General features: G+C 58.3%; 8 protein-coding genes. 2 read left to right on the top strand and 6 right to left on the bottom strand.

What is annotated here, in order from left to right; translation table 11 throughout:
- Nucleotides 1-64: 64 nt before the first annotated feature.
- From JOE65_RS07865 to lipB, 3 genes are read right to left on the bottom strand one after another with little or no spacing between them, the layout of a single operon-like run.
- A complete protein-coding gene (locus JOE65_RS07865) occupies nucleotides 65-826 on the bottom strand; it encodes a DUF4191 domain-containing protein (RefSeq protein ID WP_205162684.1) in 762 nt (253 codons plus the stop codon).
- A gap of 44 nt (nucleotides 827-870) precedes the next feature.
- Nucleotides 871-1,875: a lipoyl synthase gene (gene lipA, locus JOE65_RS07870; protein WP_205162685.1), complete on the bottom strand. Its 1,005-nt coding sequence runs from the start codon at nucleotides 1,873-1,875 to the stop codon at nucleotides 871-873.
- The gene (lipB, locus tag JOE65_RS07875; protein WP_205162686.1) at nucleotides 1,872-2,585 is read right to left on the bottom strand and encodes a lipoyl(octanoyl) transferase LipB; all 714 of its coding nucleotides are present in this window, start codon (nucleotides 2,583-2,585) and stop codon (nucleotides 1,872-1,874) included. The genes lipA and lipB overlap by 4 nt, the downstream gene beginning before the upstream one ends.
- Before the next feature lie 108 nt (nucleotides 2,586-2,693).
- Between lipB and JOE65_RS07880 the strand changes: the two genes are divergently transcribed.
- Nucleotides 2,694-4,271, top strand: coding sequence for a serine/threonine-protein kinase (locus JOE65_RS07880; protein WP_205162687.1), 1,578 nt, complete (start codon nucleotides 2,694-2,696; stop codon nucleotides 4,269-4,271).
- Nucleotides 4,272-4,298: 27 nt separating this feature from the next.
- Nucleotides 4,299-7,811: a S41 family peptidase gene (locus tag JOE65_RS07885; protein WP_205162688.1), complete on the top strand. Its 3,513-nt coding sequence runs from the start codon at nucleotides 4,299-4,301 to the stop codon at nucleotides 7,809-7,811.
- A gap of 114 nt (nucleotides 7,812-7,925) precedes the next feature.
- Here JOE65_RS07885 and sucB read toward each other — a convergent pair whose 3' ends face one another.
- The 3 genes from sucB to JOE65_RS07900 form a co-directional block, all read right to left on the bottom strand.
- Nucleotides 7,926-9,872, bottom strand: a complete 1,947-nt coding sequence (sucB, locus tag JOE65_RS07890; protein WP_205162689.1) for a 2-oxoglutarate dehydrogenase, E2 component, dihydrolipoamide succinyltransferase — start codon at nucleotides 9,870-9,872, stop codon at nucleotides 7,926-7,928.
- Nucleotides 9,873-9,986: 114 nt separating this feature from the next.
- Nucleotides 9,987-11,369 carry a dihydrolipoyl dehydrogenase gene (gene lpdA, locus JOE65_RS07895; RefSeq protein WP_205162690.1) on the bottom strand — a complete coding sequence of 461 codons (1,383 nt, stop codon included), beginning with the start codon at nucleotides 11,367-11,369 and terminating at the stop codon, nucleotides 9,987-9,989.
- Nucleotides 11,370-11,562: 193 nt separating this feature from the next.
- The gene (locus JOE65_RS07900; protein ID WP_205162691.1) at nucleotides 11,563-13,083 is read right to left on the bottom strand and encodes a leucyl aminopeptidase; all 1,521 of its coding nucleotides are present in this window, start codon (nucleotides 13,081-13,083) and stop codon (nucleotides 11,563-11,565) included.
- Between the last annotated feature and the right edge of the window lie 83 nt (nucleotides 13,084-13,166).

Here is a 13,166-nt window from a genome sequence, read left to right on the forward strand (position 1 = left end):
TACGTTGAGATCAAACGTGGTGAGATCCACACGTTGACCACCTTCTCTCTAACTCGCGAAGTGACTAACGGCCCCTGGAAGCCTTTCGGTCGGGGCGTGCCTTGTACGGATCGATTCCCTTGGGGATCGGCAGCTTATTGCCCAATGCTTTTAGCCTTTTATCGACGGCCTGTACCTCTTGCTTCTGAAGTTGGTTCTTTAGTTTCTGCGCCTTCTTGGCCACCTGCGCCAAAGGAACCTGCCCCTTACCATCGCCGGTCTCGATGACGTGGATCGGGACGTTGGGCACGATTCTACTCATTTTTCGGCGCTCGGCAGTTATTAGCTGGCGCACACGGTGAGAGGGACCTTCTGTGACGAGAACGATGCCGGGCCGACCGATGGCCCGGAAAACAGCGTCCTGAGTCCTCGGATTGACGGATACGGGTTGCTCTTCCAGAATCCAGCCGCGGCGCAAGACGCTCAGTGCAGCTCCAGACGCCCCCGGACGTCCTTCGATCTGCGCGAATGCTGCCCGTTCAGCCCGGCGGGAGAGAATGAAGACAGCTGCCAAGATTCCCAGTGGGATAGCGATGATCAGTAATGTGACAACGTTCCGGATCAGGAACCCAATGAGGAGCCCCACCGCAACGGTTCCGAGGAACGCCAACAGCATCAACCAGACGACGTTCGGATCCTGCTTCCGCGTCATGGTGAAAACCTGACGGATCTGCTTGATCCGCCCAGGCTTCTTGGCGGGCTTCTCCGTCTTGGGTTTGCGGTTGAAGAAGCGTCTCTTGGAGCTAGGCTCGGTGCTGTCCTGTGCGGGAATTTTACTATTGGCCATAATGAATCAATTCTACGGGATCAGTGGGGGCTGGTATCCGCCACTCAGAGCGATGCGAGCAGCGTTGCAGCTTCCTGTTTAGTGGTACCTGAGTCAGCGATGTGCGCCAGCTGCGGTGGAAGCTCTAGGCCCTTCTTGCGCATTGCTGTTGCCCACAACCTTCCGGCTCGGTACGAAGAGCGCACTAATGGTCCGCTCATGACACCGAGGAAACCGATTTCCTCTGCTTCGTTTCTGATGTCGACGAATTCCTGTGGTTTGACCCAACGGTCTACCGGTAGGTGGCGCTGAGTCGGGCGAAGGTATTGCGTAATGGTGATCAGGTCACAGCCAGCTTCGTGCAGGTCACGCAGCGCCTCGCTGATTTCTTCCCTTGTCTCGCCCATGCCGAGGATTAGATTGGATTTTGTCACCATGGCCTGATCGCGCCCCTGAGCAATGACGTCCAAAGACCGCTCATACTTAAAGGCGGGCCTAATGCGCTTGAAGAGTCGCGGAACGGTTTCAACGTTGTGTGCAAAAACTTCGGGTTTTGTCTCGCAGATGGCTGCGATGTGCTCTGGTTTTCCGGAGAAGTCCGGAATAAGGATTTCCACGCCAGTTCCAGGATTGACACTGTGAATCTGTCGAATGGTCTCGGCGTAGAGCCACACACCCTCATCCGGGAGGTCATCCCGTGCGACGCCAGTAACAGTGGTATACCGCAGGTCCATCGACTTTACGGACTGTGCAACCTTGAATGGTTCGCTGCGATCCACCGGCTTGGGCTTACCGGTGTCGATCTGGCAGAAATCACAACGCCTTGTGCAGTCGGAACCACCAATAAGGAACGTTGCTTCTCGGTCCTCCCAGCATTCGAAGATGTTGGGGCAGCCAGCTTCTTCGCAGACAGTGTGCAACCCTTCCTTCTTGACCAAGTTCTTCATAGCGATAAACTCAGGGCCGATATCCACCTTGGCCTTGATCCATTCAGGCTTTCGGTCAACGGGCGTCTGGGAATTACGGGCTTCGACCCGGAGCAGACGGCGGCCTTCAGGGGCGAGGGTCACTGTGATTCTCCTTTGATTCCTTGCATCCCGGCATCTGCCGGAGCGGTCACTGGTGTAGATAGTACGGTCCGTACCAGCGACTTACTATTGTTGCGCAGTTCGGCTTCGATCTGGGACACGATATCTGTGGGTGAGACATCCCTGCCGCACTCAAGGCTAATCGACGTGACGCCAGCATCCGTGATCCCGCAGGCAATGATCTGGGCGAATGGGGCCAGATCGTTATTGCAGTTGATGGAAAAGCCGTGCATGGTTACCCCATGGTTGACCCGAATACCCACCGAAGCTATTTTACGGTCCGGCCCGTCACCGCCGCTGACCCATACTCCTGAGCGTTGGGGGATCCTGATGGTCTTTACTCCGTAGGTAGCCACCGTGCGCATGATGATGTCTTCAAGTAGGTCGACGTATTCGACGACGCGCGTTGGATCGGGGAGTGCCAGAATCGGGTAGCCCACCAGTTGGCCAGGGCCGTGCCACGTCAGTTTGCCGCCGCGGTCCACGCTAATCACAGGGGTACCGTCAAAGGGCCGTTCATGGTCTTCAGTCCTTTTTCCCGCGGTGTACACAGGGCGGTGCTCGAGCAACATTACGGTACTGGGGCTTTTTCCTTCCACAATGCTGTCGTGGAGTTTCTTCTGCTGCTCCCAGGCATCGTGGTAGTCGATATAGTGCGGAGCGAATCCGATATGGGAAAACTCGAGGCTCATGCCCACAACACTACTGGCGAGAGTACGCGAATACCGATTCGACGAGGCCATGCGAAGCCCTGTGGAAAACTTTTCATGGCTCGGAGCAATCTGCGCTAGAACTGAACCATGGCACATTTGGCAGCAGCAGGAGGACACGACCCGGACACCACTGAGACGTATTTGCCGCCACGTCTGGAGGGATATGAGGTTCGTCGGTGTCTTGGCACCGGTGGAAGTGCGGCGGTTTGGCTGGTCGCTAATTCCGGCACTGGAACTGAACGCGCGCTGAAAGTTCTGGCGGGAAATCCCGCCCGGGAACGCGAAGATGACCAGTATGAGATACGCCGCGAAATGGCCATCCTCAGCAGACATTCACACCCACACCTCATCGCTATCCACCAGTTTCTCGACACAGACCAGGGCCCTGCGCTTCTGATGGACTATGCATCCGGAGGTTCAGTCGGTCAGCTGGTAGCTGCACGTGGACCGCTGCCGGTAGGGGAGGTGGTGACGATGCTGACCCCCATCGCTCAAGCGCTGGCGTATCTGCATGAGAACGGGGTGACTCACGGGGATGTGTCTCCGGGAAATGTTTTGTTCACCTCCGAAGGTATGCCACTCCTGTCAGACCTCGGGGTCAGTCGTTTGCTGGGCGAAGCTGCTGGAGCAGAGCACGGCACCCCAGGCTTTGCTCCGGTGAACGGAGATCTGCAGGGCAGGTCCGGTCCAAACGCGGATGTCTATGCGCTGGGTGCCCTTGCATGGTACGCGCTTACAGGTCGTGTCCCTGCAGCGACGGCAAGTCGCCCTCCACTGTCAGTGCTGATCCCTGGGGTTCCCACTGAGCTCACGACACTCATTGAGTCGGCGCTCAGTGAAAGCGCACAGGACCGTCCTTCGGCATCCGAGTTCGCACGTATGGTGTATCACTGTGCGCAAGCACAGCCGGTTGATCTGGTGCCATCCGCGCACATCACAGTGCTGCCGGAACTGAGGACGCGTCGCAGCGTCCACCAACAGCCTGAAAAGAAGGGTTTCTTTCGAAAACCAAGGAGGAAATCAGCGCCTACCACCAAAAGTCGACATCTGCGCTTTACGTGGATGCTGTCGAGCGGAGCCGCGATGCTCGTACTGATCGGGTTGATTACCGGCTTTGTCATCATTCAGGAGCCAGATCGGCCCTCGGCCGAGACTGTGCCGGCTTCAACGGCCACGTCAACGGGCAGTAGCGGTCCCGATGAGGGTTCCCTGGGTCGTGGCGTCCAGGAACAGAGTAGCTTCGATCTGCTGTTGAAAAAGACCCGCTCTGATGATCCGGTCAAAGCATTGGCCGCTTTGGCTGAACTGCGCGCTGAAGCATATCAGCAGGGCGATCCGGCAATGCTGGCCCACGTCAACGCAGAAGGATCTGCTGCGATGAAGGCTGATCTGCCTCCACTGGAGGCGCTGAAGTCCACGGGACATAAATTGGCGGGCTTATCCTTCACACTGGAAAACATCGATGTTCAGCCCGGCGCGTCAGCGAAGATCACTCACGTGGAAGCGACGGTTGTCACCTCTGGGTATACCGAGGAAGACGCTGCTGGACGAAAAATTCGCGAAGAGAAGTCAGAGTCCACCAGGCAGTTTGTTTTTACCTTGCGGCAGTTGCCTGATGGTTGGCGAATTAGCGACGTCACCGAACCTGCTGGTGATACGGAGTGATGGACGCCAGCGACTAGAATCGTTGGCATGAGTTCTTCGAGTTATTTTCGGTATCCGCACGTCCACAATGACCTCGTGACTTTCGTTGCTGAGGATGACGTGTGGGTGGCACCGGTTGTGGGTGGGCGAGCCTGGCGGGTGTCGGCTGAACAACTACCAGTTCGTAATCCACGATTTTCACCGGACGGAAAACACCTGGTCTGGACAGTGCAGCGTGGCGCAGCACCGGAAGTGGTCGCAGCTTCGACAGAGGGCCACGACTTCAGGCAGTTGACGTATTGGGGCAACGCCAGCACCGCCGTAAAAGGTTTTGCACCCAACGGGGATGTCATTGTGACCAGCGCCTTTGAACGGACGGACCCCAGACACGCATGGGCATATCGGGTGCCCCTCAATGGGGGTCAAGCAACTGAAGTGCCCTATGGGCCGGTAGATACCGTGGTCTACGGTCCGGAGCTTGGCGATGAACGCCCTGTCATCATCGGAAGCGTCCTGACCCGTGAACCGGCTGCGTGGAAAAGGTACCGTGGCGGGACCGCCGGAAAACTCTGGATGGACGGCGATGGGAGTGGAGAGTTCTCCCGCTTCGCGAAAGAGCTTGAGGGCAATCTGGCGGACCCCATGTGGGTCGGAAACCGTATCGTGTTTCTCTCAGATCATGAAGGTTACGGCAACCTCTATTCGTTGAGTACCAACGGAAGCGGACTTCGCCGACATACTGATCACGAGAAATTTTACGCTCGCCATGCCTCCACGGACGGCAAAAGGGTCATCTTTGAATCTCAGGGGGAGCTCTGGCTTCTCACGTCAATGGATTCAGAGGCAGAGCGGATCGACATCACATTGGGAACGGCGTCGAGTGCTAGGCAGCCACGGGATCTGGACGTCCAGCATTTCCTCTCTGACGTGGTTCCTGACCTCCCGGGGCGGTCGAGCATCGTGGAAACCCATGGGACCCTGCATTGGTTGACGCACAGGGACGGACCTTCCCGCTCCATCGAGGTTACGCCCGGTGTCAGAGCGCGGCTGGGGTGTTCAGTGCCTACGAATCGAGCAGCTTACGTTGCCGATCACGACGGCGTGGAAGCCATCTACATTCGCGACATCTTCGAATCACGGCAGGAAGGAATCGGGTCCACGACGACAGCGTCGCCGAGTACCAATTCCACGGAACAGGAAGCCGCCGTTTCATCTTTGCCCAAGCCCGTTGCAGCAACCTCGAGCGTGCAAGCGAAACCGGTTGACGCGGCGCATGGACACGAACAGGACAGCACAGAAGATTGCCCAGAACCAGCGGCATTGAAGATTAGCAGTGCAGCACCACTTCCGGACGAGGCAGAGACGGGCGTCCTGACTCGGATTGATTTTCCTTCAACCTCACGAGCGGTAGCGATGACTGCCAGCCCCGATGGAACGATGATCGCGGTCTCGACGGAATACGGGGAAGTCTTTCTCGCAGACACCAAGGGTGGTTCGCTGCGACGGGTGTCCACTACTGAACATGGTGCGGTATCCGAACTCGCTTTCTCCCCGGACTCAAAATGGTTGGTTTGGTCGGAACCTGTGCAGTCAGACGGCGGGCGCAGCCGCGTCAGGTTGACACAAACCGAGTGGTCCGGTGCAATTATCGATATAACGGACGGGCGTTTCAACGACTTTTCACCAGTTTTCCTGCCCGATGGAAAGTTTGTTGCTTTCCTGTCTGAACGTAGTTTCGACCCGGTATACGACACGCACAGATTCGATCTCAGCTTCCCGGCATCGACGAAACCTTTCCTAGTATCGCTTGCGGCCACAACACCATCGCCCTTCGGCCCGAGCGTTGGCGGTGAGACTGCTGAAAATTCGGCTGCTGGGGAATCGGCGGTTCAAGAATCACCTGTCGACGTCGTCGTAGACGCTGACCGCATTGCCGAGCGCATCATCGCCGTGCCAGTCGCGCAAGGTCGATACGATTCGCTGGCAGCAATAAAGGGAGGGCTTCTATGGCTCGCCAGAGAACCACTCGGAGTGACGGGTGACGGCAGGGCCATTGCCACGGACCGAGGCCCTGCTACGCAACTCGAGAAGTTTGATTTCGTCGACCGCGAGCTGACGGTCCTAGTAGATTCACTCGACCAGTTCCGGGTTAGTGGTGACGGTCAACGGCTTGTGATTATCGACGGATCAACGGTGCGATCCGTGCCTATCACGGGCCCGGTAGACAAGGGCTCAGCCGAGTCGGTGGACGTTGACTTGTCTAGGATCAGGGTAAAACTTGAGCCTGCGAAGGTTTGGAAACAGGCATTCGATGAGGCATGGCGCCTGCAACGGGACTTCTTCTGGACGGAAGACATGGGCGGCCTGAACTGGCAGCTTATTTACGACCGATACTGCCCGCTGATTGACCGCATTGGGTCCCACGATGACCTGGTCGACGTTTTGTGGGAGCTTCACGGTGAGCTCGGTACATCGCATGCCTATGTCCGTCCACGGAACAGAACACCCGGTGTTGGAAGGCAGGGCTTCCTCGGTGCTGAATTCGAGCACACGAAAGCCGGCTGGATGATCCGCCGAGTTCTGCCAGGGGAGTCCAGCGATCCACAGGCAGTTTCACCCCTAGCGGCGCCAGGAGCAGCTGTCGAACCGGGCGACATCCTTGAAGCCATTGACGGCAACCCACTGTCTCAGATGACCGGCCCTTCCAAACTTCTGGCGGGCGCTGCCGGCAAAGCTGTGGAACTCAGTTTCAAGCGGACCACGGGCACTGACGACGAACCGGTACGACGCCGGATCGCGGTTGTCCCGCTGGCGGATGAGAGCCGGTTGCGTTATCAGAACTGGGTTACGGATAATCGCAGAACAGTCCGTGAGGCCACTCAGGGCAGGTTCGGATACCTCCACATTCCGGATATGGTTGCCAGCGGATGGGCGCAGCTCCACCGCGATTTTGACAAAGAAACCTCACTTGATGCCCTGATTATCGACGTACGCAGGAACCGCGGTGGTCACACGTCGCAGCTTGTCGCCGAACTCATAGGCCGCAAAGTCACGGCGTGGCAGATTCCCCGAGGGCGTCAGCCGAGTACGTACCCGGCCAATGCCCCGCGTGGCCCAGTGGTTGTACTGACTGACGAGTTCGCTGGATCTGATGGGGACATCATTACCCAAGTCGTCAAACTCCGCGGAATTGGTCCAGTGATCGGGATGCGTACATGGGGTGGAGTGGTCGGCATAGACGGGAAGTTCTCCCTCGCGGATGGTACTGCTGTCACCCAGCCCCGCTATGCCTTTTGGATGACGGGCGGCGTCGGATGGGGCGTCGAGAACTGGGGAGTCGAGCCAGACATCGAAGTTCCGTTCCCACCGCACGCCTATGCCGCCGGGGAAGATCCACAGCTTGAGCATGGGGTGGCCATCTTGCGAGAAATGATTGCTGAGATTCCCACTGAACATGCGCCGGAACGCACGGGATACGCTTCACTGCAGCCGATGGCGCTACCACAGCGGCCGGATACCGGCACCGAGGGTGCGGCTGAAGGACCCACCGCCGAAGACTAAGCTCCTGGGCGTGCCTTTTGATCCGGGGATCGCAGTGAGGCCGAAGCCCTTAAACAAGAACCCGCCAGAGGTACACCATCTGGCGGGTTCTTGTTTAAAGATACTGCCCTCGAATTATAGTCCGAGGTCGGCTGAGAACAAGCCGTCTTCCAGTCTCTTTTTCAGTGTCTGCAGGAATCGCCCTGCGTCGGCTCCGTCGACAATACGGTGATCATAAGTCAGGCACAGATACATCATGGACCGGATGGCGATGGTGTCGCCACCGTCGGCGTCAGTAACGACGACCGGACGTTTGACGATTGCCCCGGTTCCCAGAATTCCAACCTGTGGCTGGTTAATGATGGGAGTGTCAAACAGTGCACCAACAGATCCTATGTTGGTGATGGTAAATGTCCCGCCCGCGAGTTCATCGGGGCCGATCTGCCCATTGCGCGTGCGCGCCCCGACATCACCAATTTTTTTGGCAATACCCGCTAAATTCAAATCTCCCGCATCACGAATGACCGGAACCAGAAGACCTTTCTCCGTGTCTACAGCGATCGCAAGGTGCTCTGCGTCGTGGTACGTCACTTCTTTGGCGTCCGCATCAATGGAGGCATTCAACTTCGGGTGCTGCTTCAATGCCTCGGTTACCGCCGTCGCGATGAACGGAAGGAACGTCAGCTTCGCTCCGTTCTGCGCGTGGAAGTTTTCCTTGGCGGCGCTGCGAAGCTTGGCGATCTTGGTCATGTCGACTTCAATGACCTGAGTCAGCTGCGCCGAGACTTCAAGAGATTCTCGCATTCGGCGGGCGATGGTCTGTCGGATGCGTGGGGTTTTTTCGACGGTGCCACGCAACGTGGATGCCTCGACGGTAGGAGCACTCGAGTGCGCGGCTGAAGATGCTTTCTCCGGAGCGGACTCCTGCTTTGACGCATCAGCAGCGGCAGCCACGACGTCCTGCTTCCGAATGCGGCCACCGACTCCTGTTCCTTCGACTGTGGAGAGATCGACGTTGCTCTCGTTGGCGAGCCTGCGAACCAGGGGAGTGACATACGCGGCATCCGATTGCGCCGCGGCCCTACGCCCCGACGCCGGCTGATCCTCTGCTGCAGCGGTCGGTTTTTCTTCTGTCTTCACGTTCTCCGTGGATTTCTTTGCGGCGGAGTCCTGTTGGTCGGAGGAATCTGATGTGGACTTCGGTTTTTCGACAGGTGCTTCTCGTTCCTGCGATGGTGCGGCGGCTACGGGCTCTGCTTCTTTAGCTGGCGCCTTCTCTTGGGGAGCGTCAGGGGAAGCTGAGGCGCCCGAACCGATGACGGCGAGGACTGCGCCAACTTCAGCCGTTTCGTCTTCGTTCACTCGTATTTCCTGCAGTTTGCCGGCAAAGGGAGAGGGGATCTCTGTGTCGACCTTGTCCGTGCTTACTTCCAGAAGGGGTTCGTCGACCTCAACGTCATCCCCAACGCTTTTGAGCCAGCGTGTTACTGTGCCCTCCGTAACGCTTTCACCCAAGGCCGGGAGGGTAACTTCCGAGCCCTCACCGGATGAGGAAGTTGAGTTGTCGGTTTCGGAAACCGGCTCCTCGGGCGACTCGGACTGCTCTTGCTCGGGCTCCTCGGGTGACTCGGACTGCTCCTGCTCGGGCTCCTCGGGTGACTCGGACTGCTCCTGCTCGGGCTCCTCGGGTGACTCGGACTGCTCCTGCTCGGGCTCCTCGGGTGACTCGGACTGCTCCTGCTCGGGCTCCTCGGGTGACTCGGACTGCTCCTGCCCGGGCTCGTCGGCCGTATTGTCTTCGGTGGAAGCACTGGAGTCCGCGGTTCCATCGCCATCCGTGCCGGAGCCATCTCCGATGCGAACCAGCGGCGCGCCGACTTCAGCCGTCTCGTCTTCGGCGACGAGGATTTCTTCGATTGTTCCTGCGATCGGAGAAGGGATCTCCGTATCTACCTTGTCGGTGGAGACCTCAAGTAGGGGCTCGTCAACTTCGACGCGGTCACCTACCTGCTTGAGCCATCGTGTGACGGTTCCTTCGGTGACGCTTTCACCGAGTGCTGGCAAATTCACGGATTCAGACATTTCGTCCCCGTTTCTCCTCTTTAGATCTCTGGCAGCCATCACGGCTGTTGACGCTTAGTCCGAGCATAATGCACCGGATACGATCTCCCCGGTGCATTACGCCGGTTACGGGGACTAACCGTGGAGCGGTTTACCGGCGAGAGCGAGTCCCGCTTCTCCCAGTGCTTCGTTTTGGGTCGGGTGCGCGTGGAGCAGGGGCGCCATATCCTCCGGGTACGCTTCCCAGTTCACCAGAAGTTGTGCCTCACCGATCTGCTCGCCCATACGCGAACCGATCATGTGAACGCCAACAATTGGCCCGTCCTTTTGCCGAACGAGTTTCACGAGCCCGCCGGTACCAAGAATGGAGCTCTTACCGTTTCCGGCCAAGTTGTATTCTTGGGTTTCGACCGAATCATCGCCGAACTTTTCCTTGGCGGCCTTTTCCGTGAGGCCCACTGAAGCGATTTCGGGATCGCTGTAGGTAACCTTCGGAATATTGACGTCTTCGACGATAACTGGGCTTTGCCCGGCGATTTCCTCGGCAACGAAGATTCCCTGCTGGAAACCACGATGCGCAAGTTGCAGGCCGGGAACGATGTCGCCGACGGCATAGATATTGCCCACACCGGTATGGAGCCGCTCGTTGGTGATGACGAAGCCTCGGTCCATGGTCACCCCTGCTTCTTCATAGCCAAGGCCATCCGTTACCGGTCCGCGTCCCACAGCGACGAGCATGATGTCTGCCTCGAAAGTCTTGCCGTCGGCCAGCGTGATCTTGACGCCGTCGTCGTTTTGTTCAACTTTTTCGAAGAAGGTGCCCGTGTTGAACTTGATCCCGCGTTTCTTGAAGGACCGCTCGAATGCTTTGATGATTGCGGCGTCTTCGTTGGGAACCAAAGAGGGGAGTCCCTCCACGATGGTGACGTCTACTCCAAAGGACTTCCAAACTGAGGCGAACTCGCAGCCAATGACTCCGCCACCGAGGACGATAGCGCTCTTCGGGAGGGTGTCCATTTTGAGGGCTGAGTCGGAGGTGATGACCTTTCCCTCTATTGCGAGTCCGGGCAGCGAACGCGAGTAGGAGCCGGTAGCCAGAATAATGTTCTTACCCTTATAGCTGGTGCCGTCAACCTCGATAGTGTCTTTCGATATCAGACGGCCCTCGCCTTCGATGACGGTAACCTTCCGCATTTTCAGCAGCCCCTGCAAGCCCTTGTACTTCCCGGCGACTATGCCGTCCTTGTAAGCGTTGACGCCCTCCATGTTGATGGAGTCGAAGGTCGCGTTGACGCCGTACTTGGCCGCGTCACGTGCGCTGTCGGCAATTTCTGCAGAGTGCAGCAACGCCTTTGTTGGGATGCACCCGTTGTGTAGACATGTCCCGCCGAGCTTGGCCTTCTCCACCAGACCAACGGTGAATCCCAGTTGAACTGCGCGAAGTGCTGCCGCGTAGCCGCCGCTGCCTCCACCAAGGACCAGGATGTCGAATTCTTTTTCAGCTGCCGTATCGGCCACGTGAAGGCTCCCTCGCGTTTGCTTTTGCGTGCGGAAATGCACACGGTTTGATCTGGTGGTTTGAGTCTTTAGTTTTCAGATTCACCTTAGCGCCACCTTTCACCAATCATCCAGCCGGAGGGGTCGTTTTCCTTTACAGTTGCCGGAATCTGACCCCTCCAGCATGCGATGATGTCAGGTCGCGGTATCTAAACTACCGTCCGTTGGACACGAGGTCCTCGGCGTAGGCTACGAGTGTACGCACTGCGACGCCCGTTCCTTCTTTCGGGGTGTAACCGTGCGGCGCAGCCTCGTTGAAGGCAGGTCCGGCGATGTCAAGGTGGCCCCACGGGATGGCGTGTCCGTCGAATTCCCCAACGAACTCCCGCAGGAACGCAGCAGCTGTCATCATGCCGCCCATCTTCTCTCCGACGTTTGCAATGTCGGCGACCTGAGAGTTCAGACTGGAACGGAGTTCTTCCGGAATCGGCATGGCCCAGAACAGTTCGCCGGCCCGGTCGGCGGCAGTAGCCACGGCGTCTCGGACGATCTTGTCGCCCATGACAGCCGATGTCCTCTTGCCCAAAGCGACCATCTGCGCGCCGGTGAGCGTTGCCACGTCCAGGACGATGTCGGGCCTTTCTTCACTCGCCGCTGCGATGCCGTCAGCCATGACCAGACGTCCTTCAGCATCGGTGTTCAGGACCTCCACTGTCCTTCCACCGTAGGTTGTCATGACATCCGATGGCCGTTGAGCCGTCCCGGAGGGCATGTTTTCTGCTATGCATAACCACGCCGTGACCTTGATCGGCAATCCCAGCTCAGCGATCGCCAGAAGTGCGTTGAGGACGACGGCGGCACCAGCCATGTCGCATTTCATGGTCTCCATGCCCGCCGGCGGCTTCAGTGAAAGTCCGCCAGAATCAAAGGTGATGCCTTTGCCCACAAGAGCGAGCTTCTTCGCAGGCTTCGACGGCGAGTACTCTACCTTGACCAAACGTGGTGGCCTCGACGATCCCTTGCCGACGCCCATGAGACCGCCGTAACCGTCCTTTTCGAGTTTCTTCTCGTCGAAAACGGTGACCTTGACGGGCAATGAGCGGGCCAGTTCTCTGGCGGCAGAGGCGAACGTCTCGGGGTAGAGGTGACTTGGGGGACGGTTGACTAGGGTGCGAGTGGCGTTGACCGCCTTTCCAAGAATTTCCGCGCGGCGCAGCGCAGCGGAAACGGCTGGTTCCGCGGCCACCGGAGAGTGAACTGTGACCCTGCTGACGGGTGCCTTGAGCGAGGCTGCAGTCGAATGCCTGTTTTCGGTGTAGACGTAGGCTCCCAGTGCAGCGCCCTCAGCTATTGCCGCTACGGCGGCCACCGTCGGAGCCGGAATGGCGATAACGACGGACTCAACGCCCATGAGGTTCCGGATGGCAGCGCCGGCTGCTCTGCGGAGAGTCTCTTCATCGGTTGCCGTTTCCTTGCTCCCCAAGCCGGTAAGCACGATAACGTCCGCCTCAGCCCCGCTGAGGCCGGGCAGGCGAGTGACCTCATCCGCCTTGCCGCTCACGCCAAGGGAGACGAGTGTACTGCCGAGCGCGCCGGTGGATTTCTCGGAGAGACCGCTGTCCAGAAGCACTGGACCGTCGGTTCCCTGTATGACGCCAAGGACCAGGGCTTCACACCTGATTTTTCGGACGTCCTTCGCCGTTGCTGACAGACTGAACTCGCTTGCTGTGACCACAGAGATCGTTCCTCACTTCCTCGAGAGATAGTTCCCTATAGATCGTAGTCTCTCGGTCCAACCCCTGATGTACGGTAACAATC

Source organism: Arthrobacter roseus, assembly GCF_016907875.1.
GTDB lineage: Bacteria > Actinomycetota > Actinomycetes > Actinomycetales > Micrococcaceae > Arthrobacter_J > Arthrobacter_J roseus.